Genomic DNA, 25,360 nt, shown 5'->3' with positions numbered 1-25,360 from the left:
GATATGGATCGTCAGATATGAAAGATTAAAAGTAAAACCCTCAATTAACACCAACACTCATTATTATTTCCTGGGCGATGTCATCAAGTTTTACAACCTGATCGACAAGTCCAGCTGTTGCTACTGATTTGGGCATTCCGTAAACGGTGCAGGTGCTTTCGTCCTGGCCGATTACATGTACTTTTTTCCTAGATTTCAGATTCTTGATTCCCTCAGTTCCATCGGCGCCCATTCCGGTCATTACTACGCAGCAGATCTCATCGTAATCAGAATCAACAAGTGATTCATACATGAAATTTGCACAAGGTCTTACGCCTTCTCTGGTCGGTCCATCCATATAGTGGATAACACTTTTTCCTGCATTCTTAACGATATGCATGTGTTTGCCGCCCCTTGATATATATACCGTTCCCGGTGCCAATATATCGCCTTCTGCGGCTTCCTTAACACGGACCTCACTCAGAGAATCAAGCCTTTCAGCAAGTGATGCTGTAAAGCCTTCCGGCATGTGCTGAACTATAACTACAGGGGTTTTGAGGTTTTTGGGAAGCCTTGGTATTACAGACTGTAACGCCCTTGGGCCGCCCGTTGAACTTGCTATTGCAACGATTCTGTTTCCCGTGATCTTGCTCGCGGATTTTGTGACCAGTTCAACAACTTTACGTGATTCCTTAACTTCATCAAATGAAAAGGCTTTTGTTGAACCCGGTGCTTTACTGTTTGCAACAGCTGCAAGTGTATTCAGGAAAAGCTTACAAAACTCTTCGCCCTTACACTCAGACGCTCTGTCCGGCTTGTGCACGAAATCAAGCGCACCCAGATCAAGCGCATCCATTGTTACTTTTGCACCTTCCTTAGTATCGGTGCTGGCCATCATTATCTTGGCTTTTATTCCGTTCTTATGAAGTTCTTTAAGCATTGTGATACCGTCCATTCTCGGCATATTAATATCAAGTACGACAGCATCATAAGTATTCTGCTTTAAAAGCTCCAATCCCTCAATTCCGTCTTTAGCCTTGTCAGCTACCTGGAATCTTGAATCTGAGTTAATAATATCACTAAGAACTGTTCTCATAAGTGCAGAATCATCAATTATCAAAATTTTTTTCATAATTATGTTTGCTTCTTTCTTATTTTTCGTTCTTCCTCAAAGATGAAGTGGATAATATCTTCTCTGGAAGGTTCGTCGATATACACGTATTGGATACGATGTTCAAATAAACCCGGTCTACTTTCTAACTCTTGTACCTTTAATATGCTGCAAATCATCTCAAATTCTCTATCATTTGCCCCCCTCGGTAAACGATACGAGCAGTAAATTGTACTGCCCTCCTCGTATTGGAAGTTAGCCACAAACCGTAGCCCGCCTCCGCTTATGTCAACTATAACGCTCCTTTGGAGCGGTTTTGTCTTGTCGACGAGATATTTTCTGTTCTTTTCAAAGGCTTCCAGCTCTCCTTTTGTGCAGGTTCGGGATTTTAATTCAAGAGCACAGCTGAACCTGTAATACTCTCGTCTTTGTAGTCGTTGAAGCTCGCTGGAAAGATCGAGCACAAGTATATACATATTGTCGCTTCTGTACCTGTCTACAATCCTGGAATAACATTGAAACAATCCCTTGGTACTGTAGAAACACAAGCTATATTCTCCGTCAACGGGCAGTAGAACAAGTTTGCCTTTTTCAAACGGCATGAGGACTTCAATCCTATCATCCGAAGTCACATCCATAACTTTGCTCATATAGATGTGTCTCGTTCGCGTATCCTCATCCATCCAGACTTTACCGGCTGCCTTAAGTTCCACTCTTATCCCGGGTGAAATATAATCAGTGAGCATATAATACCTTGTCTCCAATCCGCCAATAATTAACGACTTAGTTTTCTGAAGTTATGCTTTGTCCCTGTGCTGTCTCCCTGCTGCTAAGCTTTCTTCCCGTAATAATATGTGAAAAGAAAGCCGCCATTCCTCTCTGCTTTACTTCTTCCTGACTTCCCGGATTCATAAGCTGATTCGCAATACTCTCAAACGCCTTAACCGACTTGGCATTCGGATACTGCAATGAAACCGGTGATTGTTGCATTACACTTCTGGCAAGATACTGATCCTGCGGGATTGCTCCCATGTAAGATAAAGGAAGTTTCAGATATCTGGCCACAACCGCGTTTAACTTATTAAACAGCTGCTGACCTTCATCACTTGATGAAACTCTGTTCGAAACAACTTTTACCTTAGTGTTCTCCCTCGAAAAACGCGGAGACTGGTTCAGTGCCTTAAGAAGTGAATACGAATCGGTAATCGATGTAGGTTCCGGTGTTGTAACAAGTATGATCTCACCGCTTGCCACAAGAAACTCCATTACCGCGCTCGATATTCCCGCTCCCGTATCTATTATTATTATATCAGCAATTGCATCAAGTTCGGCAAGATTAACAATAATATATACAAGATAATCTCTGCTTAAGTTATACATACCCGAAATTCCCGATCCGCCGGAGATAAATCCGACACCCTCAGGTCCCCAGGTAATGATGTCCTTAATATTCTTACCCTGATAGATAAGATCGCATAAATTGTGCTTTGGCACAGTTCCAAACATTATCTCTATATTTGCAAGTCCGAAATCGGCGTCCAGAATAATGACTCTTTTGCCCATCTTCCTGAACTGAACCGCCAGATTTATGGAAACATTTGACTTACCAACACCGCCTTTTCCGCTTGTAACGGTGATAATTCTAGCAAGCGGACGCTGCGGCTTATTTGAATTTTTAATAATATTTCTAAGCTGTTGCGCCTGATCCATATATAACTATCCCCAAATCAACTTTTTCCGCCAAGAAGGTTCTTTACTATTTTCTGTGCATCAAATACCGCGATGTCATCCGGCACGTTTTGGCCGTTTGTGATATACGCGATGGGCGAACCCGTATGCATTCTGATATTGTAAAGGTTACCTTTTGCGCCTGTCTCATCCATTTTTGTAAAAATAAGCTTATATGCAACCATTTCCGAATACGCATCCGAAATCTCAATGAGGTCGCGGTACTTGGTAGTCGCTGACAAAACAAGATAGTTTTCGCACTCCATAAGCTCCTCCAAAGCCCTTATGTAGTTCTCAACATCTCTTATAAGCTCTTCATTTTTAAGTGAATGTCCCGCCGTATCGACCATGATGTAGTCATATTCCCTGAAATCTTCAGCCGCCTGCTTCATCTCATCGACAGAATAAATAACCCTGAAAGGAATCTCAAGTATCGATGCATATGTGCGAAGCTGCTCGGCTGCCGCAATTCTGTATGTATCCATGGTCAAAAGAGCTACTTTCTTCTTTTTGGAAACAGTAAGCTCCGACGCAAGTTTGGCAATCGTAGTTGTCTTGCCGACACCTGTGGGACCTATAAAAACCTCAGCTATCGGCTTTTCTTCACCGACTTCTTTTATAGGCTCAGACTTACCGAACTTAAGAACCATCTTCTGATAAACGTTTGCAAGCGCGTAATCAAAAGGAAGTCCGGGTTTACTTATCTTTTCAACCTCATCGGTAAGCTGGTTTACGTATATCTCGTCAACTTCATTCTCTATAAGAGTATTATATAACAATTTTATGAAAGAAAGTGTTTCTTCTGATATATCATTTTTAGAAGTTTTTACGCCATCATTATTTTTCTCGGGAACAACACCCGTTTCTTTTTCAGCTTTGGGAACAACAACCTCCTTCTCATTCTTGAGAATATTTTTCTCCAAAAGAGAGCTGAGATTATCAAGCTTTTCTTCGATAGCGCTGTTATCTTCCTTCGGCGCAGAAACCTTGGTAGCCGTCGCAGCAGCGGAAACCACGGTATCTCTTTGAGCATTGTCAAAAGAGCCCCTGCTTTCCTGTACTTTGGGCTTTTGCGGAGTATAGGTCGTTCTTACCGGCCTTTCAGGTTCCTCCTCAAGTGCCACTGTCACTTCAATCTTCTGAGACTGGAACAGAGCCAGAAAACCGGACTTCTTAACAGGTCGCACATTCATTACGACGATGTTCCCCCCGAGCTCCTTTTTTGCCTCATCCGTGGCTTCGCTTTCATTTTTTCCAACATACTTTTTAATAATCATTTACGCAGTTACCATCCCCACCGATTGTAGTTCGATACTGGCTTCGACTTCGTTATATGAAATAACAACCAGATCTTTATAGTAGTCTTCTGTCATCTTCTTAAAGTACATACGCACTATAGGTGACGCCATGATGATTGCCTGTTTACCCGCATCTTCAAGCTTCTTGACCTGCTCTCCCACAGCAGCAAGTATAGACTTGGTTCTGGCGGGATCAAGTGTAAGATAAGCACCTGTTTCTGTCTGCTTAACGCTGCTCATGATCTCCTGTTCGATCTTGGGATCAAGAGTAACAACGCTCGTAGTCTCTCCCGGCACAAAATACTTGTTGGAGATAGCTCTCTTTAAGCTCTGTCTTACATACTCCGTAAGGATATCCGGATCGTGTGTAGACGGAGCAAAATCTGCAAGCGTCTCGAATATTGTCACAAGGTCCCTTATGGAAATGCCTTCGCGAAGGAGATTCTGAAGAACCTTCTCAATCTCACCAAGGCTCATGAGCTTAGGCACAAGCTCTTCCACAAGAGCATGATTGTTCTCTTTCAGATTGTCCACAAGGTTCTGTACATCCTGCCTTGTAAGAAGTTCCGCGATATGTTCTCTTATAATCTCCGTCAAATGCGTAGCAATGATTGACGGCGGGTCTACAACGGTGTAGCCAAAGCTCTCTGCTCTTTCTCTCTGTCCCTCCGTGATCCATATCGCAGGAAGGTGGAATGACGGCTCAAATGTAGGAATACCTGTAATCTCTTCCTCGACATGTCCGGGATTCATAGCCATGTAATGATCGAACAAAATCTCACCGTCACTAACCTGTATACCTTTAATTTTAATGATATATTGATTAGGATTCAACTGAATATTATCTCTAAGTCGAATTATCGGAACAACGGTACCAAGTTCAAGGGCAACCTGCCTTCTGATCATAACAACTCGGTCGAGAAGATCTCCACCCTGATTAACATCAGCAAGCGGAATAATACCGTAACCAAACTCAAGCTCGATGGGATCAACCTGCAATAGACTTGTTACATTCTCGGGCTGTCTTATCTCTTCAGCCTGCTGTTCTTCAGGCGATGCAACTTCTCCCTCAACCGCAACTTCCTCGATAGTCTGACTCGCAATTCTTCCCATAAAAATGAATCCTGCACCGAAAGCAACATAAAGAAGCGTAGGAAGCGGTGAAAAAATTCCAAGCCCTGTCAAAACTCCGCCCACAAGGTAAAGAGTCTTCGGCATACCAAAGAGCTGACCGATAAGCACGTGGCCAAAATCTGCCTCTTTTGATCCCTTTGTAACAAGGATACCTGTCGACATCGATATCATAAGAGAAGGAATAGAACTTACAAGTCCATCACCCATCGTGAGAATCGAATATGTATTGATGGCAGTATTTACGTCCATCCCTTTTCTCAGGATACCCATGGCAATACCGCCAAGAAGGTTAACCGCCGTAATAATAAGGCCCGCAGTCGCATCTCCTTTTACATACTTCGTAGCACCGTCCATAGCTCCGAAGAAGCTTGCTTCATCCTGAATCTTCTGTCTTCTCTGTTTCGCCTCAACATCAGTGATGGCACCCGTATTAAGATCGGCGTCGATAGCCATCTGCTTACCGGGCATGGCATCAAGAGTAAATCTTGCCGATACTTCCGCAACTCTCTCAGAACCTTTGTTGATTACCATGAGCTGTACGATTATGAGAATTACATAGACGATAGCTCCGACAATAAGGTCACCTCCGCCAACGAAGGAACCGAATACTTCAATAACTTTACCCGCACCGCCCTCTGTCAGGATAAGACGGGTAGATGAAACGTTAAGTGCAATTCTGAAGATAGTCGTAAAAAGAAGTATCGTAGGGAAAAACGACATATCCAGAACATCAGCCGCAAACATGGCGGTAAACATTATCACAAAAGAAAGTGACATATCAAAAGCAAGGAGAATATCCAGCACCCAGTCACGAAGCGGTATAATGAGCATTACGATAGCCGCAACAATATATAAAGCAAGACCGTAATCATATACGCGGTCTCTGATTTTTTTCGCGTCCATGCCGTACTCTCCTTTCTGTAAAAATTTCTAAATCCATAACTAAACCTTTTAAATCTTACCCTTTAAGTGGTAAACATAAGCAAGTACTTCGGCAACCGCCTTATAAAGCTCCGGCGGAACAAGCTCGCCAACTTCAACATTCGCATATAGCATACGCGCAAGCGGCTTGTTTTCTACAATCTCGACGTCATTTTCCTTAGCAAGCTCTTTTATCCTCTGAGCCATGAAATCCGCGCCCTTCGCAACAACAATGGGAGCTTCCGCTTCTTCCGCATCGTACTTAACGGCAACAGCGTAGTGCGTCGGGTTCGTAATAACAACGTCCGCCTGGGGAACTGCCTGCATCATTCTTCGTCTTGACGCTTCCATCATCCTTCTCTTCTGCGCCGACTTAACCTCCGGGCTTCCCTCGGAATTCTTGAACTCATCCTTTACTTCCTGCTTGGTCATCATCATATCCTTGGTAAACTTGCGCTTCTGATAGATGAAATCCGCGATTGCTATGATCATATACGCGATCGCAACCCTGAATCCAAGGTCTATAATGAGATTCCCCATAAGCCCGATTGCCTGACCAAGCGGCATATCATACAGAAGGAACAGATAATCATTTCTTTTTGAAAAAAAAGAAAATATAACAATTCCCATAACAATGAGCTTTAGGATTGATTTGGCAAGTTCAAAAAGCTTTCTCGTAGAAAAAATCTTTTTAAGTCCCGAAACAGGATTAAGCTTTGAAAGCTTTGGTTGCAGCGGCTTTGATGTAGGCTTATAACCAACCTGAACATAGTCGCAGATAAAAGCAACGGCAAATCCGACTATAAAAAACGGTGCACACAACAAAAGAAGTGTCAGCATCGCCTTATTTATAATGCTTGTTATATACGCAATGGGGAGCTGCCCGTCATAAGTCCTCGCAACATTGGGAATGTCATTGTACACTCGCGGGAAAATATTGGTAAAAGTGCTTCCCATAAGTGCGTAAACCAATCGCAAGATTACGAAAAGTGCCAGCAGGCTAAACGCCGTCGCAACTTCCTGGCTCTTTGCAACCTGGCCTTCTTTTCTGGCATCTTCAAGCTTTTTAGCCGTAGGCTGCTCGGACTTCTCGGCACCGTTCGCATCCTCGGCAAAGAACTGCAGATTGTATTTAATTAACAACGGCCTGTATTCAAACTCAGCCTCTCTGCATGCTGTATACAAATTCCTGCATAAGCTCCTTCATATTATTAAAAATAAAGTTTGACGCATCTCCCAGCATCGATACCGTGATCAGCATTACCATAAGCCCTACGATGATCTTTATCTGAATACCTACAGAGAACATGTTCATCTGAGGCGACACCTTGGCAAGAACGCCGAGGATAACGTTTGTGATAAACGTAATGATAAATATCGGCAGGCTTATTCTAAAGCCGATGACAATGTAATCTCTCAAAAAGGCGACTACGGCGTTTAGCATCCTGTCACTGTGAATGACCGCGCCGTTAATCGGTATCAGGGAAAATGTATCAATAAGCGAATCCAGAATATATCTGTACATTCCCGTAATGATAAGCGAAACAATAAGCACCTGCGAATAGAGCTGACCTGTAATAGTAACCTGTTCGTTCGTATTCGGGTCAAAAAGGTTTACCATCGACAAGCCTATCTGCATATCAACAATCTGACCCGCAAAGTTAATTACAAGCTGGCACAACTGCACCGCATAGCCCACAAGAAATCCAACCGTAACCTCCTTCATAACGATCACCGTGTAACCGATAAGCGTGTTATATGAAGGCGCCGTATACGGAACAGCTCCGTACACAAGAGTTGACAAAAGCAGGCCAAATCCCACTTTCACAAGGTTAGGCGTCTGCCTTCCTCCAAAGAAAGGGCAAACAAAGATAAAACTTGTAACTCTTACAACTATTAGCAAAAAAACTTCCAGATCGCCGTATCTGAAGTTGTAATCGATCATACTTCACCTCTAGCGCACATACTTCGAAAAATCAGACCAGATAAGTGTAATAAAGCCCGAAAGCTCAGTCATCATCCAGTTTCCCGTCAGCATAATCATAAGAAATACGCATATTACCTTAGGAACAAAGGTAAGCGTCTGCTCCTGTATCGAAGTAACCGTCTGAAATATTGAAATAATAAGTCCGACGATCATCGAAGTTAAAAGAACCGGAAGCGACATCTTAATAACGAGCATAAGTCCCTGATTTACGATCGTATTGATATCCGCCATTGTTATCATAAAAACATTCCTCCCCTATCTCATAACAAAAACTAATAGAACGACTTGACCAGATTACCGATGATAAGGCTCCATCCGTCAGCAAGGACAAAAAGAAGTATTTTAAACGGCATTGAGATCGTAGTCGGCGGAAGCATCATCATACCCATACTCATAAGTACAGATGCCACAACCATATCAATAACAATAAATGGAATATATATCAAAAATCCAATTATGAACGCTGTTCTAAGTTCGCTTACAATAAAGCTCGGAATCAAGACAACATTGGGAATACTCTCAAGTTCTCCGTCCCACTCGGTCTTGTTTATCTCCATAAAGAGCTTAACGTCCTTAGTCTGGGTCTGGCCGTACATAAACTGCCTAAACGGCGCCATTGCGACCTTTCCGAACTCTTTCTGGTCCATCTCCCCCTTTTCAAAAGGAATGACCGCATCATTATAAACAGTCGTAAGCGTCGGCTGCATAATGAAAAGTGTCATAAACAAAGCAATCCCAATCATCACCAGGTTGGGAGGAGATGTTTGGGTTCCTATCGCGGTTCTGGTGAAATGGAGCGCCACGATGATTCTCGTAAAAGAAGTCATCATCACAATAAGCGTCGGCGCAAGGGAAATGAGCGTTAAAGTAATAAGTATCCTCAGTGATCCGCTCAGTGACCCGTTTCCGTTGTCATATGTAACAGTAACCGTATTGGCTATATTAAGTTTTTTCAGATCGTCAGGGGACTCTGCTGAACCCGGATCCGTGATATTTGTTCGTTCAGCTTCAGAACCTGTAAGATTAGATTTTCTTGAATTGGTAGGATCGGTAGGTTTGGTATCTTCAACCACATTTTCGGTAGCAACTACCTTAACGGGTACTGCAAATGACAAAAAGAGTATCAAAAAAACAGACAAAAAGGCGATAAACGCCCCTTTTTTCAAACGACGTTTTTTAAAGATATTCTTTTTATTCTCTCCCCACTGTATACTCATAATTTATTTCTTAAACTCGCTTTTTATTTTTTCAAGAATTTCGTTAAAGCTTAACGTGCCCGCATTTTCAGGATTGTCAAAAACAAGTGACTCCTTGTCAAGTTCGCATAATGCAGTAACTTCATCCTTCCCCACTGCGATGGCCATATATTTATTACCCAGACGCACTATCTGGATATACTTGGTAGTTGAAATCCTTCCGGTCTCCAAAACCTCAATGTTCTTTCCGCTGCCCTTTTCTTTTTGATAACCGGCAAGCCACTTGGTCACATAATAAGTAAGCCCCAGCACAAGAACAAAGATTATTAAGATGGCAACAAACTGTAAGTAAGATTCGGCTGACATTATGCAAACACTCCATCTGTTTCTTTTTATATAAAAGAAATCTTGTAAAAAGAAATCGTCACTGAACAATCTCGGTCACACGAACACCGAAACTTTCTTCAATTACAACTACTTCGCCTTTTGCAACGAACTTACCGTTTACAAGTACGTCGACAGGCTCACCCGCAACCTTATCAAGCTCGATAATGGTACCGGGTGCAAACTCCAGAATATCGGAGATCGGTTTAGCAGTTCTTCCAAGCTCAACCGTAACTTCCAAAGGAACATCCTTGATGATGCCGATATTTTCCCCTCCGGCCATCATTCCGGGACCACCCGCAAACGTCTGGAACTGTGCGGGCTGAATGTTCATATTCATCATCTGAGGCATCTGCATCTGCGGCATACCCATCGGAGGGGTCTGCATCTGTGGCATTCCCATCTGTGGCATCTGCATTTGCGGCATACCCATCTGTGGCATTCCCATTTGAGGCTGCGCCATCATATTCGGATCGGGCGCTGCGGGCGCAGGCGCTTCTGCAGGCGCAGGTGCAGGTTCGGGAGCAGGCGCAGGTGCTGCTTCTTTTGCTCCTGAATCAGTAAGAACAAGATCTTTTAACGCCTTGGCAAAATCAATGGGATACAACTGCATAAGCGTTGAATCCACAAGATCTCCGACCTGCATCTTGAAAGATATCTTTACAAATGTTCCCATAAGGAACTCTGCGATATCCGAAGGATCGTCGTTGATCATATCAAGAAGTGTAGCCTGCGGTGGGCTGATATCAACCTTCTGATTGATCATTGTAGAAAGAGATGTTGCCGCCGCACCCATCATCTGATTCATTGCTTCAGAGATAGCTGAAAGTTGAAGTTCTCCAATCTCTCCGGAAATATTTGTTCCGTCGCCACCCATCATTAGATCGGTGATGACCATAACATCACGTTCTTTCAGGATAAGGATATTGGTTCCGTCAAGACCTTCCGTATACTGAATCTGAATAAAGACGCAAGGTCTCTCATAGTTATTTATTACATTTTCCCAGTTGGCAAGTTCAACCTGGGGTGTTGTAATATTAACCTTCTGATTTACAAGGGAATACAGCGTAGTAGCCGAAGATCCCATACTTATATTAGCCACCTCACCGATGGCATCTTTTTCCGCATCATTAAGAAGCGATTCGTCTATCTCGCTTCCTCCTGAAACCGGTGCGCCGGAAGTTACCGGTATATCCGAATTATCGGAAGGTGCTTCTGCAGCCGGAGCATCACCTTCTCCACCGGCTGTTGAATCCATGCCGGATAGCAAAGCATTAATTTCATCTTGAGATAACATTCCATCCATGCTCCTACTCTTCCTCCTCTCTTACTACCGACGTGATCCTGACGGCGTATTTATCTTTCGTAGTACCGGGCAAACCGGTGAATTTGTAGATATTTCCAACGTAAACCTGCATATCCGTGTTTACTCTGTTATCAAGTCTGATAATGTCGCCGGGTTGCAAATGAACAAAGTCATTAACGGAAACATTACACTTGCCAAGAACCGCTCTTACGGGAACATCAACATGTTTGACCATAGTCTCAAGATATTCTCCGAAATCTTCATCCACGTTCTTCTGCATCGTGGAGAACCAGAACTTGGTATTAAGTTTATCCATAACACTCTCAAGCGTGAAATAAGGAAGACATACATTCATAAGTCCTTCCGTTTCACCGATCTTAATATTAAGAGTGACGATGGCGATCATGTCTGTAGGTGAAATAACCTGTGCAAACTGCGGGTTTGTCTCTATCTTTTCCATGACCGGATTGATAGAAACAACATTCTGCCACGGCTCTACCATAAGCTGCATGCAAATAGTCACAAGCTTCTCTATAAGTGGCATCTCAATATCGGTGAATGGTCTCGGTTTATCAAGTCCGATGCCGGTACCTCCAAGCATCCTGTCGATAAAAGAGAATCCGATGTTGGCCTGCAGTTCCAAAATAATCGTTCCCTGTAAGGGGAGGAAGCTTATAACTCCCAAAATAACCGGGTTTGAAAGGGCATTGCTAAACTCCGAATATGTAACCGTCTCTGAGTTAGCAACCGACACCGTAACATTCTTTCTAAGATATAAAGGTAATGTAGTAGACAAAAGCCTTCCGTAATGCTCGTATATCATCTCCAAAGTTCTGAGATGTTCCTTGGAAAACTTCGCCGGACGTTTAAAGTCATAATCTTTGACTTTTTTCTCGTCTGCGGCTTGCATCTGATCTACATCTAGTTCACCGCTATTAAGTGCTGCCAACAGACCATCTATTTCATTTTGTGACAGTACTTCGCTCAAGTTGGATCTCCTTCCTCCGATAAATAGCTATCGGCGTATCCTTTTTAATAAAATGCAGCATTACTGATAAAGCACACTGCTGAAATCAACTCTGTAAATAAAGTTGGAATTGTAAAGTTCTCTTACCTTATCAACAATTGCATCTTTTGCGGGCTGACTGTTTTCCTGAAGTTCTTCCATTGAATAACTTGAAAGTGTATCGGTAACAATTGACTTCACACGATCTCTCATTCCCGAAAGCTGCTCGGATGAGCCATATGATGCATAATCAGGATTGGCTGTATTCATGGAAAAAACAACTTCAACAACCATCATATGTGATTTGCCGTCATTGCCCGGCTTAAGATTTATGGTAAGCCTGTCCTGATTTCCAACAAATCCGAATGTAGCTATTTCATTAACTCCCGAAGGTTCTGAAGGCTCAGTGTTAAGTCCTCCGCCGACACCGCCGCTTGTTTCAAGTTCAAGCGCAGCCGCTATGTCAGAAACAAGTTTGGCCGTCTGGGAATTTGTAGTCATAACACTCAAAAGCATAAAGCCCGTCATGGCGATATTTACAACAAGTAAAGCCAGAATGATGATTGATAGTAAATTCTTTTTCATTTGAAAAATCCCCCTCTTTTAGTATGAAGAACTAAGTGGATTATATATTTTAATCTCAACTCGTCTGTTACGGGCTCTTCCCTCATCGGTTGAATTATCAGCGATCGGGTTATATTCCCCTCTGCCCGTATGAACTATGTTCGCAGGATCAAGATTAGTGTTCTCACAAAGATAATAGAAAACCGAAAGAGCTCTTCCTGAGCTGAGCTCATCGTTGTTCGCATACTTTCCGCCTGAAGACATGGGAACGTTATCAGTATGTCCCTCAACCGCAACAGTTCCTCCGGCATAAGTCTCGAGTATCTGCCCAACTTTATCTATTACAGGTTTTGCATCTTCCTTAATATCAGTCTTGGCAGAATCAAAAAGGATCGAACCCTGTATGGTAAGCTGAACAAACTGACTCGTATAATTAAGAGCAACAACATCCTCTATATCTTCTTCATTAAGAGCTTCCTCAATCTTCTCAGCAAGCTCCGCCGAAGCTTCGAGCTGTTCTTCCTCAGCCGCTTCCATAAGTTCCTTTTGGTTCATATCACCGACTTCCACATCCTCGGTGTCGGAATCTTCACCGGTCTGCGCAAGACCCATGGAAGTCACATAACTTGAAAGCTCGGTAAGCTGTGACACACCGTCTCCGATAAGTGCACCCTGGCCGATAGCCATCTCACCGCCCGAGAAAAATCCAAACGCCGAACTAAACGACGCGGCAACCTCTTCAAACTTAGCGGCATCCATAGTTGACATGGAGAAAAGAAGTACGAAGAAACAAAGGAGCAGATTCATCAGATCTCCAAATGTCGCGGTCCACGCGGGCGCGCCCGGTTTTACTTCTTCTGCTTTTTTTGCCATTATTCTTCGCCTCCACCTGCTGAACCTGTTCCGGTCTCAGCTTCGTAAGCCGTTCTGTCAACGGGTGACAGGAATGACTTAAGCTTCTCTTCTGTTACACGGGGATTTTCACCCGCCTGTATAGACAAAAGTCCTTCAATGACAATACTCTTTGACATGTACTCTGCATTGCTTCTTGCCTTTAACTTGGCTGAAGCAGGGAAACAGAACCAGTTCGCCATAACTGAACCGTACAATGTCGTGATAAGAGCAGTCGCCATGGAAGGTCCAATCTTCGATGCATCACTCATATCATTAAGCATGTTAACAAGTCCCAAAAGTGTACCGATCATACCCCAGGCAGGACCCTGTGACGCAATGTCTTCAAATAAAGAATAGTTAGTCTTATGTCTCTCAGCCATAGCATCTATCTCGGCCTCAAGAATGCTCTTTACAAGCTCAGGCTCGGTACCGTCGACAATAAGCATGACGCCTTTTTTCATAAAAGCATCGTCAAGATTGCCGGCCGCTTCTTCCAGAGCGAGAAGGCCTTCTTTTCTGGCTGTATTGGACAGATCGATGATCTGCTTGATTACGGCCTTGGTATCATCGGTAGTAAGTTTAAATATTCGCGTATAGCACTTGAGTCCGCCGGTAAACTCCGAAAGCGGTCTGGATGCCAAAACAGCCATCAAAGCTCCACCGAATGTAACCAGAGCCGACGGCGCATCCAAGAAATTTCCAACAGAACCGATGCCTCCGGATGTGATGATTCCAAGAAGCATAAATACAATTCCCATTACTACACCGATAATCGACGCAATATCCACAGCATTTACCTCTCACATTAAAAATTAGTCAACATCTTCTTCCGCACGTTTCAGGAATTGATAAGACTGCAAATATCTTCCATGCTCTCTTTCACAATAAGCTTTCTTCCGGTAGATAAGACCACGACAGTATCCGGATTACTCTCAACTGTCTCAATCAAACTCGGATTAATGAGTATCTTACGCGTATCCATTTTGGTAAGCTCAATTACTCCCTTGTTCATAAACACCTTCTGATATAAAATTACATTTTTTAGTGAAAAAATAGACCAGAAACGAAACTTAATTTCTTAGCATATTAATTTTACCATACTAAAATGCTTAATTCTTGCTTAAATGCAACTTTTTTAGTCCAATTTGAATCGTAATTTCATTTTAGAGCAAAATGAATGAAATAAAGTTAGCAATTATGTTTCATAGTGCATGCAATATACTACATATAGTGGTATTCAATTTATTTTAACACATTTTCATTTACTGTACAGTATTAAATATCAAAAACAACGGTTAGTTTCTACGATTTTTCTTGACAAAAAATAAAACGCTCACACCCCAGTCAAGTGCAAGCGTTGCCCAATGTAATTAATTTTAATTGAAATTACTTATTTTTTAGATTTTCAAGCAATTTTTCAGTCCTGTCATTTTTGATCTGTTCAACAAGTTGAGAATATCTGTCTTTTTCAGCAAGTAATTCTTTGTATGCGTCATTCTTTGCCTTGAGTTCCGCATTCGCTGTAACAAGTTTGATCTCAGCGGTATGTGAAGTTCTCATGGATTCGATATCGTCGCGCAAAGATTTGTTTTCCTGCGTAAGTCTTGCATTTTCCGCAACTAAAACTCTGTTTTCCGAAGCAACTTTTGATATATTTTCTCTGAGAGGATTTTCTTTATTCTTAAGTTCTTCCACTTCATCCATGAGTTTTACGGAAGATGCAACTCTTTCATCGTAAAGTTTCCTTATATCGGATTCATTTTTCTTTGCTTCAGCCAGTTCTTCTTTTATAGAAGAAACTTGTTCTTTTAATTCATTGCACTCTTCTTTGCTTTTCTCAAGCTCTTCTTTCAGATGTTCAATCTCATCCTGCATCTTTTGCTTTAATTCATCATTTTCTTTGCGAAGCGACTCTGCCTTTTCTGCAGCCCCGTCTTCTCCGGCTTTTATATCCTTAAGATTTTTCTGAAGTTCGCAGATTATATCATCTTTAGTATCAAGTTGTTTTGCAAAATCTACACGGGCAAGATCTGCAGCATCGTTTCTGGATCTAATAAGATCCATGAAAATATCATGCATCTTAGCCTGGTACTTCTCGAATTCTTCGAGCTGTTCCGCACCTGCAGGTAAAGCATCTTTCTCTATCTGCCCTTCATATACCCTAAGAAGTTCCGATACGGCATGTTGCTGATTCCCGCCAAGTTGTGCCGCGAGTTTCTTTATATATTCAAACGTTTCATCCGTAAGTCTCATTGTGCGAGGCTTTGTTGTATCATCTACAGTTCTTTCTTCCTTAGTTGCTTCCTTGTTGCTCATTCTGCCTCCTTGATAACAGTAATCTTATGAAATATGTATTTTTACTGACTTTATTATATCATCTCAGCCTCTTAATCTCAATACAAGATGTACACATTACAATGTGTACATTGTATACGTATATAAAGTTCGCAAATTGCATATTATGCGAACCTAAAACCATTGAAAAACGCGATAAATACGTATATACTATCGTTATGCCCAATTTTAACGCCAAAATTCAATTGATGAATTTTGCGAAAAAAAACGGCTCAAAAAAAACATGGAGAGACATCAGATTCAGATCAGATTTGATCAAGGACTAAAATAATGGGACAATACGCTACCGTACCGATTACGAGAGAACAATACACTGAAATAATTGAAACAATGAGGACCGGAGCTTCCAAGCAATTCAGGGCCAATCCCAGAATTGCCGAGATTCTAATCGCGGAGGCCAATCTCGGAATCCGTATCGAAGACGTCCTTTCACTTAAGCCATCAAGCTTTATTGCTGCAGGAAATATACATAAAATAAATATTGTAGAAATGAAAACGAAGAAAAAACGGTACAAGACCGTTTCTGAAGAATACTATAAACATCTGAAAGAATATATTGCAGAAAATCACATTCAAAATAATGCGCTGATATTCGAGATCAGTGAGCGTGCAGTACAAAAATACCTGCATAAAGTCTGCGAATATCTTGGCTATGAGAATGTATCTACGCACAGTTTCAGGAAATACTGTGGCATGCGCTTATATGAATCCAATGGCTATAATATCGTTCTCGTTATGGAATTTTTCCAGCACTCTTCTCCTGACATTACAAAGAGATATCTCGGTGTAGACGCCCGTGAAATGGAAGAAGCACTCCAGAACCATGTCGAACTAGTATAATGAATAAATCGCCCACAACATTGCATAGTTGTGGGCGATTCCTTTATTTCCATTGAATTTCAAGCTTTTTATTATGATCTGCGCAATCAATAAGATACAAATTTATAAGTGTTTGATATGGAATGCCTGATTCAGACGACTGCTTTTTAAAATACTCAAGAGCATCCTCTCTTACGTTCATGGTTATCTTCTTCTGGAGCTTTTTTGCATAAGGATTCTTTATCGCTTTACTAAAATCAAATTCTTTTTCCAAAAATTCATCTTCTTCATTTATATTCTTCATAAGCCTTTACTCCTTTCATATCCTTTGCGTTCATTATCCGTCGCTTTTCGAGATGATATAATTCTGATAACTGATTCTTCTCGAATACAATGTACAACCATAAGCACTTTTCCGGAATAACTCATTCCAAGAATGCGGAAACGATCCTCTTGTTCTGAATGTTTCTCATCATACTCCAAAAGAGCATTCCCATCATAAAATACAGTTTATGCTTCTTCAAAAGATACTCCATGCTTTTCTTTATTTATTGAATTCTTATTTTCATCCCATTCAAAACTTATTTCATTCATACATATATTATACATATCAAATAAATACTCTTCAAGCAATAGAGTAGGAGGCGGTGACTAACCGCCGTCCTCTCGCAACACCGTACGTACCGTTCGGTATACGGCGCTTTCAATAGTTGACGTGCACAGACTGATAGGCTGTGGCTAAATCATAGAAGCCACTGTTTATCAGTCTTTCTTTTGTCATTGCCATGTTGACTGCAACTGTATGTGTGGTAAACCAATGTCCGCGCCGACTGTTACCAGCCATAAGCGCCAAGTCCTTGGGCACGCCCATCTTTATGAGATTGCGTACTTTAGTTTTTGGCTTCTTCCACTGTTTCCATATACACATACGTATTCTGTGATAGAGCCATCCATTGATTTCGTCTATGTTGTACTTCATGCTTGCTATACCGTAGTAGTTAAGCCATCCTCTCGCATATACCTTGATTTTCTCAAGACTAGGTTTGATGGACTGCACAGACTTACGGGAAGATAAATCTTTCAGCTTTGACTTGAACTTCTTCAATGACTTTGGATGAACCCTGACGAAAACGCCACTTCCGTTCCTTCCCAATGCAAAGCCAAGGAATTTAAAATTTTGAATTGCAAACACGCTGACCGTACGACTTTTCTCTCGATTTACTGTTAACTTCAGTTTCTCTTCGAGATATTTTGTACTGCTTTCCAAGAGTCTCTCTGATGCTCTTTTGCTTTTCGCTAGAAGAACGATGTCATCTGCATATCTTATGCAGGGCACACCCCTTTTCAGAAACTCTTGGTCGAACTCATTGAGGTAGATATTCGCAAGAAGTGGAGATAAATTCCCACCTTGCGGCGAACCTTCTTCAGTATCAATGACCACTCCATTTTCCATTACCCCACTTTTCAGATAACGCTTTATTAGTTGAACTACACGTTCATCCTTCACATTCCTTCTGAGGAGATTGATAAGAATTTCATGATTCAAGGTGTCGAAATACTTTGATAAATCCAAGACTACTGCAAAAGTGTAACCTTGTTCTGCGTATTCTTTTGCCTTCTGTATAGCGTCCTTTGCGCTTCTGTTTGGGCGATAGCCGTAGCTTCCTTCCACAAACAATGGTTCATAGATTGGCACTAACTGTTGAGTTATTGCCTGTTGGAGTGTTCGGTCTATCACGGTAGGTATGCCAAGCTTACGCACACCTCCATCTGGTTTTGGAATCTCAACTCGCCTGACTGGCGATGGAGTATACTTGCCGCGGTATATGCGGTCAGTTAACTCCTGCTGATGTTCCTTAAGGTACGGAAGTGCCTTTTCGATGGTCATACCATCAATACCTGGCGCTCCCTTGTTTGCCTTAACTCTTTTATACGCTCTGTTAAAGTTATCCTTATACAGTATCGCTTCCAAGAGCTTCGGCTGTGCACTGTCTCTTTCTTTCCATATCCGATTGAACGACCTAGACGCTTTCGCATACCCTTCGTGTTCCGCACTATCTCTTTGCGAACAGCCATTATTATCAATGTTTTCTGCCATTAAAGGTCATTCCTCCTTTCTCGGTCATACTTAAGACTCCTACTGATTCGGTCCTTCGGTTAACATGTCCATGTTTCCATATCCATGTCCCTACTATGACCTCTGCTGACTTCTGCATGTTCAGCACCGCCTCGTTGCCTTGTGCGGTGGTTACTCCTTTCGGAGCATTTCATGCAGACCTCCCTAGGTACCACACGTTTCTTCCACTCCATCCATCTGCCTCATTTATCATGCATGATTCCGTGTAGTTATTGGGCTTCGACTTGCTAAGCAGCCTTACCCTCATGCATAACCTCGTATGAGATTTCTGTTCGTCAGACCAGAGATTTGCCCATGAGTTAGTATGTTCCTCACATCCAGCTTCCTTCAGATTCCGCCTCACGACGGACACCCTTGCTTTCGGCTATATCCTTCCCACTACCGGGCGGATTCGGGACTTTAACCCGTTAGAAACGTGCGCCGCTAGGCGCACTTAAAAAATCGCCCACATCCCCGACCGGATGTGGGCGATTGCCTTATGATTTAATTGTATATGTTACAGATTATTATCTCTTAAGGTTTGTAAGTTCCTCAAGAAGTGTATCGGATACTGTGATGATACGGCTGTTAGCCTGGAATCCACGCTGTGTTGTGATCATCTCAGTAAACTGTGCTGAAAGGTCTACGTTTGACATCTCCAATACACCTGTGCTCATGTAGCCACCGTCAGTTGTGATATCCTGAATTGTAGCATCACCTGAGTTAAGTGTTGATGCATAGAGGTTATCACCCTGCTTTGAAAGACCTGATGCATTAGCAAACTCTGCAGATGCGATCTGTCCCAAAAGCTTTGTCTGGCCGTTTGAATATGATGCATAAATCTGACCGTTATCACTTACATTTATACCATTCATCTCTCCAACTGCACGTCCTGTATTAAGTGACTTTATATCACCTTTGTTTGCAGTGATAGTTGAAGATTTATTTGTATTGTAATTTGTAAGATTTGAGAAATCGATGCTGATCGTATGATTTCTTTTCATTTCTTCAGCATTTGCAGGATTAGCCTGGAAACCAAATGCCATAAGTCCTTCAGTGTCCTGACCGTTTAATCCAAACGTAATATTCGCACTCTTACTCTTTGAATCTCCGTCAGCTGAAACAATCGAACCGGTAGCCTCATCAAACTGAAGCTGAATTGTACGATCACCAATTCTAAGATTTATCTTTCCAAAATCAGATCCCTCAGCTGTAATGATCTCATATGTTCCGTCACCACCAAAAGCTGCAGCAGCCTTATCGCTGATTCCGTACACTTTCTTAAGAAGCCCTTGTTCTTTACTTCCTTTACCATCTATTGCTTCTAATAAATCAGAAATTTTTCCTGTAACAGGTACTTCCTTAAATGCTGAAGATGATAAATACTTAATAGTTCCATCCGCATTTTGTTCGATAGAAAATTCGCTGGCTGCAATTCTGCGGGGATCTGCCGTTTCCATATGATTGATTGAAATCTGTCCGTTTGTCGAAATGCTAAAGTTGTAACTAACACCGTTTCTAAGCTGCACAGACGGAAATACATCTCTAATTAAATCAGCATTAAGATTGTTCATCGTAAGCTTATTACCGGGAAGATAATAACCTTTTTCAAACTTCTCATTTGGATTAGACGTATTCTTAAAAACATAAGAAGGTTCATCAACAACAAATCTGTTGTTATTTGTTGTGTCTTTCTCAACAAAGCGCGCTGTTTTTTCAGCTACAGACTTTGAATACTTCGTTGTAGCGTTCGGATAAGGCTTTGCTATCTCTCCTTCTTTTTCAAAATTGATTACAAGGACCTTATTTCCTGTTTCATCGCCAAGTTTAACTTTTACATTTCTTACAGCAACGGGATTTCCATTTTCATCTGTTAAATTAGTTTTTCTTTGTGCCGCTTCGACAATAGCTTGCGCAACTTTTCTTACATTTGCATCAGGATAAGTTGTCGTATCCGTGATCACATTCCGCAAAATATCAAGAGAAACCGAATCAGCATTGTTTGATCCCCATCTTTTATTTAATGCAGTAAATAAAGAATCTATTGCATCACCATCAGTAAGAGTACTATCAAGTGACTCTGTTTCAGGATCGGCATCTATATAGCCCGTCTCCATCTGGAATAAGGAAACAACACCTTCTGAAGAATATGTATATCTAAGATTACTAACACCCGAAACAATCTCTGAAAGTTTTCTGCCCGCAGCATCTCCAATGAAGTTAAAGCTATCCATAACACTGGAGCTAATTTCCTTTGGCTCTGAAGTTACAGCAAGTCCAATATCCTTTTTATAGAATGAAAGTGTTCCGTTTGAATCATAATCATATCTATAATCAGAAGTTCTATATTTCGAAATGTCGCTATCATTCATTTCGAAAACTTCTTTTAAAATACTTACAGAAAGTTCATTTGCATTTCCGTTTGTAGGAACCTTATATGCAACCTGTGTATCCGCATCAACGAAGAACTTTTCTTTATTTGCTACTCCGCCTTCCTGTGTTGAATCATCCTGATTAAGCCACGCATAGCTTCCGGAGCATGCCTCATCTTTATAATCTGTCATAGGATAAGTAACAGTAATTCTTCCGGAAGAATCAACGGAATATTTTGCATTTATATAATCTTCACCAAATAAAGTTTTTGCTTTTTCATCAGTGATTCCATAAACAGTATCAAGCAATCCGGCCTTTGTACCATTTGACAAAAGATCCGACAGCTTACCGTCAGAAGCCTTTACATTATCATACTTAACATCTCCACCGATTTTGTTAATTGTAATATGATCGGAATCATTCTCTATTCTTTCAAATGTATAACCCTGAATCGCAGTCTTCTTTTCTACTCTGTTGAGCCCTTCAAGATTACCAAATGTTATCTGACTCATAAGGCCGCCTCTGTCATCAAGCGAATTACCATTTGAATCAATAATATCTGTAAGCGTTAATGCAAAAAGATGATTATCTACATTTCCATCTTTTGTATCTTTTAAAGTAAACTTTCCGGTATACAAATATCCTTTGTTATCATAAAACTCAAGTGTAATTGTTTTTCCGTCTACCGACATAACATTTGTATCGTTAGAGTCAATATTATTGTTAAAAATAGCCGCGGTTGTTGAAGCAGGTGAATATGTAAAATTCGCAGGGCTCATAATCTGAAGACTTGAAAGTCCTCCGTTCTTATTTACTGTAATTTCACCGGTCTCTCTGTCTTCTTTTGCAGCCCATCCCTGAACGAGATATCCGTTTGACTGCATTGCAAGATTTCCTGCTCCGTCAACATAAAATGATCCGTCTCTTGTATAGAGATTCTCAACACCGTTATTTACAACAAAGAAAGACTTACCTGTGATCATGATATCAAAAGGGTTATTTGTTGTCTGTGTTGTTCCCTGAGATGTAATCGCTGTATTTATAGCTCCCGACTTAGTACCAAGACCAATCTGACGAGGGTTGATACCACCCTTTGTCTCTGTTGCTCCTGAAGCTGTCTGTGTTGTCTGATACATAAGATCAGAGAATGTGATTGACTGAGATTTGTAAGAAGTTGTGTTAACGTTAGCGATATTGTTACCGATAACGTCCATCTTGGTCTGGTGTGTCTTAAGTCCGGCAACACCGGAGTAAAGAGATCTCATCATAAGGCAAAGTCCTCCATCATAAAAAAGAAATAAATTAAATAGATTGATTTTGGACGGATGCGTCGTGATTTTCGTCAAAGAACTTCCTTCTGTCGGTCGGGAAGTTAAGATTTCCTGACGGCAAGGCACTTCAGGCCTGTCTGCCGCTTCGGTCCAATCATACGATCACTGCACCGTCTATGTTTGTGAAAACATTGTTTTTGTTTTCTGTCTGATCCATGGCAGTAACGACCATGTTATTGGGAACGTTCACTATAAAAGCAAGCTGGTCAACCAGAATAAGTGACTCTTTAATTCCCTTTTCACCGGCCTCAGCTTTTCCACGGTTAAGTCTCTGCATCTGTTCCTCAGAAAGCTCAATGTTTCTGTCGCTGAGTCTGTTTACGGCATGCTTAGAAAATCTAAGATTCTCCGTGCTGATATTATTATCGGCAGACTCTTGGATTTTGTTTAGAACAGATGCAAAAGAATTTTCACCTGTTGGAATATTTTGTTTGTTCTTATCCGTTTTTGGTACAGTACCGTTTAAATATTGGTCCTGCACCTGCCCGATGGACATAAACTGACGACCATCCATTGTCATAGCTTATACCTCCTATGCATTTGTTTACTTATCTTTATTAAATGTTCGATGTTCACTATTATTAAGATCATCAATTCTATTTACATACTGAAGAAGCGAAGTTACATAGTCTTTATCCATAAGCCTTTTCGCTTTTTCATCCATATTCATGTAATAGTCATACATAGAATCGATTGTCTTTTCGTGCTCCTCAAGAGTCACAAGCGAAATATTATCAGGAAGCTTATCAATATTCTCCTGGAAATCCTTCACTGTATTAAGTGCATTCTCATAGTCTTCACCAAGTATCTGAGTAACATCGTCAACATTATAGTTAGTTCCGTTAATGTTAAGAAATGCCTTATTACCGCTGTAGGTAACAAAGTCTACAACACCCTGAACCTCAGATTTAGTCCCGGTTTCAGGATTGGTCTGAGTTATTGTAACAGTCTTTCCAACCATCTCAGATGCTCTTGAAAGGCTCATAGCGTTAGCCATGTTGTTCATCTGCTCAACCTGAGTGAATGTAGCGTACTGTGAAATGTACTCAGTATTTGAAGTAGGCTCCATGGGATCCTGATATTTCATCTGGGCGACAAGGATCTTAAGAAAAGAATCCTTGTCGTAGCCCTTAGCCTGTGTATTTTTTTCTTTCGACTCGGTTTTATTTGAAGCGTTCTCAATCTTGCCGTCTTTAACTATTGCAGTAACAGAATTTACATCTGCCATAATAACCTCTTTCCGGCCGGCTTACGCACTGAAATCAACAGTGTTTCCGCTCATAGCCATCATCTGTGCCGATAATCTCTCGGCTTCGTCCATATCCGTTTCGCTTGCAATATCATCTGCATCCATCAGATTGATCCTGCGAAGTCCTTTTCTGCCCTTTGAAGCCTGTTCGTTATTTCCTTCGCTTCCGCCCTGCTGCTGAAGATTCTCTTCAAACGCGTGACTGGAAACGGTAACTTCTATGGAATTAACTTTAATGCCCTGTGCTTCAAATTTCTGCTGAAGCTGGATCATCTGGCTTTCAACCGCTTCTTTTACAATCTCGTTCTGTGCCGTGAATCTTGCAATAATACCGTCCTTACCGCTTGTAAGAAGGATATTTACATTACCGAGACTTGCCGGATGAAGCTGAAGTTCCATCTTGGTCACATCTTCGCTTGCAGAAACTGTTATCTTTTCCGTGATCTGTCTCACGATGTTCTCCATCTGAGCTCTGTCGGTATATGCAAGCATCTCTTCAGCCGCCGTCGAACCGTTTATCGCATCCGTAACTCCGTTAAGGAATTGATTAAATACGGTTGTTCCCTGTGATCCGTGATCATAGTTTCCTGACTGATTGTTGTTTTTTGTTGTGTTGTTGGAATTTTCAACGGGTTTGAATTCATCCTTGAATACATCAGCTCTGTCTACAGAAACCTCTTTTTGAACATCCTTGTGGATTTCCTTATCTATAGGTTCCCTTACTGCTTTTTCAGGTCTAAGATCGTTAATTTCGATCAAAGGCTCTGCTTCTTTCTTAGGCTGTGCATCTTTTTCCGTTACTTGAGAAAATTCCTCATGCATGTTGCTGACAACGGTTTCAAAATCTTCCTCAGTTAAGCCAAACTCATTCATAAGTTCGCTTCTCATACCATCCGCATCCTCCATGAGGTCCTGCAATGATGTATAGAGGTCTGAGTCTGTGATAAGATTTACTGCCTGTTCCTGTCCTCCTACAGTAGAAATAAGCTGTATAAGATTTTCAGGTTTAAACAGGTCCGCCGCCGTGATTCCCAGTGCCTGCATCGCATTCACGATATCTTCCTCAGATACGTCAAGCTCTTCTGCAATCCTGGTAATCAGCTTTTTGCCTTCTTCTGCAATGGCATCCTGCAGCTCTTCGCCGGCTTCCTTGCCATTTGTTTCTTCCGCAACCACTTTGTTGTCTGTATCAACAAGCTTATTTTCCGTGCCCGTATTGTCGCTTGTTACATCCTTTGTAGCGACATTTGCAGTTTCCTTCTGCACCGATACATTCAAGTCTGTCTTTTCCTTAGACACAGTCACATCCTTTGCTGCATTTACAGAATTAAGCTGTGTAACCGCATCGTTTGCCTGATTCAAAATAGTGCCAAAGCTCATTGAAGCATTTGCGCTATATCCTTCAGACATTGTTACGACTGAAACATTTGAGGCTGCAGTGCCGGTCGCCATAATGTTCATGGCTGCACTAATTGGGTTTGCCGCACTGCTCATAGCTTCCTCCTTATGTATTTAATTTCCGAAATGCATGATCCCATAAAGAGACCATGGCATCTCATACATTATATCGGCTTAATATCTTAAACCTTTATACATAATTCAAAAGATT

At 41.5% G+C, this 25,360-nt stretch carries 24 protein-coding genes and 1 pseudogene; 1 reads left to right on the top strand and 24 read right to left on the bottom strand.

Annotated features, from left to right (window positions below; translation table 11 throughout):
* Positions 1–40: 40 nt before the first annotated feature.
* The 17 genes from CD00_RS0104005 to CD00_RS0103925 form a co-directional block, all read right to left on the bottom strand.
* Complete coding sequence (locus CD00_RS0104005) at positions 41–1,111, bottom strand: protein-glutamate methylesterase/protein-glutamine glutaminase (protein WP_081670603.1); 1,071 nt, start codon at positions 1,109–1,111, stop codon at positions 41–43.
* Between the two features lie 2 nt (positions 1,112–1,113).
* Positions 1,114–1,836 (bottom strand): flagellar brake protein, encoded by a 723-nt coding sequence (locus tag CD00_RS0104000; protein ID WP_026654762.1) that lies wholly within the window; start codon positions 1,834–1,836, stop codon positions 1,114–1,116.
* A 37-nt stretch (positions 1,837–1,873) separates the two neighbouring features.
* Positions 1,874–2,800 carry a MinD/ParA family protein gene (locus CD00_RS0103995; RefSeq protein ID WP_026654761.1) on the bottom strand — a complete coding sequence of 309 codons (927 nt, stop codon included), beginning with the start codon at positions 2,798–2,800 and terminating at the stop codon, positions 1,874–1,876.
* A gap of 17 nt (positions 2,801–2,817) precedes the next feature.
* Positions 2,818–4,095 carry a flagellar biosynthesis protein FlhF gene (flhF, locus tag CD00_RS0103990; RefSeq protein ID WP_026654760.1) on the bottom strand — a complete coding sequence of 426 codons (1,278 nt, stop codon included), beginning with the start codon at positions 4,093–4,095 and terminating at the stop codon, positions 2,818–2,820.
* Complete coding sequence (flhA, locus tag CD00_RS0103985; RefSeq protein ID WP_026654759.1) at positions 4,096–6,153, bottom strand: flagellar biosynthesis protein FlhA; 2,058 nt, start codon at positions 6,151–6,153, stop codon at positions 4,096–4,098.
* 48 nt (positions 6,154–6,201) lie between these two features.
* Entirely contained in the window at positions 6,202–7,356 is a 1,155-nt protein-coding gene (flhB, locus tag CD00_RS0103980; RefSeq protein WP_026654757.1) for a flagellar biosynthesis protein FlhB, read from the bottom strand.
* Entirely contained in the window at positions 7,331–8,116 is a 786-nt protein-coding gene (gene fliR, locus CD00_RS0103975) for a flagellar biosynthetic protein FliR (RefSeq protein ID WP_026654756.1), read from the bottom strand. Before fliR ends, flhB begins: the two co-directional genes overlap by 26 nt.
* Before the next feature lie 9 nt (positions 8,117–8,125).
* Positions 8,126–8,398 carry a flagellar biosynthesis protein FliQ gene (gene fliQ / locus CD00_RS0103970; RefSeq protein ID WP_026654755.1) on the bottom strand — a complete coding sequence of 91 codons (273 nt, stop codon included), beginning with the start codon at positions 8,396–8,398 and terminating at the stop codon, positions 8,126–8,128.
* 32 nt (positions 8,399–8,430) lie between these two features.
* Positions 8,431–9,375: a flagellar type III secretion system pore protein FliP gene (gene fliP / locus CD00_RS0103965; protein WP_081670602.1), complete on the bottom strand. Its 945-nt coding sequence runs from the start codon at positions 9,373–9,375 to the stop codon at positions 8,431–8,433.
* Positions 9,376–9,378: 3 nt separating this feature from the next.
* A complete protein-coding gene (locus CD00_RS0103960) occupies positions 9,379–9,720 on the bottom strand; it encodes a flagellar biosynthetic protein FliO (RefSeq protein ID WP_034461954.1) in 342 nt (113 codons plus the stop codon).
* Positions 9,721–9,778: 58 nt separating this feature from the next.
* Positions 9,779–11,044 (bottom strand): flagellar motor switch phosphatase FliY, encoded by a 1,266-nt coding sequence (gene fliY / locus CD00_RS0103955; RefSeq protein WP_026654752.1) that lies wholly within the window; start codon positions 11,042–11,044, stop codon positions 9,779–9,781.
* A 4-nt stretch (positions 11,045–11,048) separates the two neighbouring features.
* On the bottom strand, positions 11,049–12,032 hold the full coding sequence (gene fliM / locus CD00_RS0103950) for a flagellar motor switch protein FliM (protein ID WP_026654751.1): 984 nt from the start codon (positions 12,030–12,032) through the stop codon (positions 11,049–11,051).
* A gap of 60 nt (positions 12,033–12,092) precedes the next feature.
* Positions 12,093–12,635, bottom strand: coding sequence for a flagellar basal body-associated FliL family protein (locus tag CD00_RS0103945; RefSeq protein WP_026654749.1), 543 nt, complete (start codon positions 12,633–12,635; stop codon positions 12,093–12,095).
* An 18-nt stretch (positions 12,636–12,653) separates the two neighbouring features.
* Positions 12,654–13,487, bottom strand: coding sequence for an OmpA/MotB family protein (locus CD00_RS0103940; protein ID WP_026654748.1), 834 nt, complete (start codon positions 13,485–13,487; stop codon positions 12,654–12,656).
* Positions 13,487–14,296 carry a motility protein A gene (locus tag CD00_RS0103935; RefSeq protein ID WP_026654747.1) on the bottom strand — a complete coding sequence of 270 codons (810 nt, stop codon included), beginning with the start codon at positions 14,294–14,296 and terminating at the stop codon, positions 13,487–13,489. The genes CD00_RS0103940 and CD00_RS0103935 overlap by 1 nt, the downstream gene beginning before the upstream one ends.
* Before the next feature lie 50 nt (positions 14,297–14,346).
* Complete coding sequence (locus tag CD00_RS19725) at positions 14,347–14,520, bottom strand: flagellar FlbD family protein (RefSeq protein ID WP_081670600.1); 174 nt, start codon at positions 14,518–14,520, stop codon at positions 14,347–14,349.
* A 374-nt stretch (positions 14,521–14,894) separates the two neighbouring features.
* Positions 14,895–15,824: a hypothetical protein gene (locus tag CD00_RS0103925; RefSeq protein WP_026654745.1), complete on the bottom strand. Its 930-nt coding sequence runs from the start codon at positions 15,822–15,824 to the stop codon at positions 14,895–14,897.
* 309 nt (positions 15,825–16,133) lie between these two features.
* On the opposite strand from CD00_RS0103925, the gene CD00_RS0103920 reads away from it, so the two are divergent.
* Complete coding sequence (locus CD00_RS0103920; protein ID WP_026654744.1) at positions 16,134–16,703, top strand: tyrosine-type recombinase/integrase; 570 nt, start codon at positions 16,134–16,136, stop codon at positions 16,701–16,703.
* A 43-nt stretch (positions 16,704–16,746) separates the two neighbouring features.
* Here the strand turns inward: CD00_RS0103920 and CD00_RS0103915 are convergent, their stop codons facing one another.
* The 7 genes and pseudogenes from CD00_RS0103915 to CD00_RS19065 all read right to left on the bottom strand — a co-directional run bounded on the left by CD00_RS0103915 (position 16,747) and on the right by CD00_RS19065 (position 25,245).
* Positions 16,747–16,986, bottom strand: coding sequence for a CopG family antitoxin (locus tag CD00_RS0103915; protein WP_051594073.1), 240 nt, complete (start codon positions 16,984–16,986; stop codon positions 16,747–16,749).
* A pseudogene (locus CD00_RS21340) lies at positions 16,983–17,180 on the bottom strand (BrnT family toxin); the annotation flags it as partial. The gene CD00_RS0103915 and the pseudogene CD00_RS21340, both read right to left, overlap by 4 nt.
* Positions 17,181–17,385: 205 nt before the next feature.
* Complete coding sequence (gene ltrA / locus CD00_RS0103905; protein WP_026654742.1) at positions 17,386–18,780, bottom strand: group II intron reverse transcriptase/maturase; 1,395 nt, start codon at positions 18,778–18,780, stop codon at positions 17,386–17,388.
* Between the two features lie 545 nt (positions 18,781–19,325).
* Positions 19,326–22,439 carry a flagellar hook-basal body complex protein gene (locus CD00_RS20530; protein WP_051594072.1) on the bottom strand — a complete coding sequence of 1,038 codons (3,114 nt, stop codon included), beginning with the start codon at positions 22,437–22,439 and terminating at the stop codon, positions 19,326–19,328.
* Positions 22,440–22,596: 157 nt separating this feature from the next.
* Positions 22,597–23,022, bottom strand: a complete 426-nt coding sequence (locus CD00_RS0103890; RefSeq protein ID WP_026654740.1) for a TIGR02530 family flagellar biosynthesis protein — start codon at positions 23,020–23,022, stop codon at positions 22,597–22,599.
* Positions 23,023–23,046: 24 nt separating this feature from the next.
* Positions 23,047–23,730 carry a flagellar hook capping FlgD N-terminal domain-containing protein gene (locus tag CD00_RS19070; RefSeq protein WP_051199084.1) on the bottom strand — a complete coding sequence of 228 codons (684 nt, stop codon included), beginning with the start codon at positions 23,728–23,730 and terminating at the stop codon, positions 23,047–23,049.
* Between the two features lie 21 nt (positions 23,731–23,751).
* On the bottom strand, positions 23,752–25,245 hold the full coding sequence (locus CD00_RS19065; protein ID WP_051594071.1) for a flagellar hook-length control protein FliK: 1,494 nt from the start codon (positions 25,243–25,245) through the stop codon (positions 23,752–23,754).
* Positions 25,246–25,360 lie beyond the last annotated feature (115 nt).

Origin of the sequence: Butyrivibrio sp. AE3003 (assembly GCF_000686065.1) — a bacterium.
Lineage (GTDB): Bacteria > Bacillota > Clostridia > Lachnospirales > Lachnospiraceae > Butyrivibrio > Butyrivibrio hungatei_A.
The sequence above is the reverse complement of the archived record's forward strand: the minus strand, read 5'-3'. Positions and strand labels throughout refer to the sequence as shown.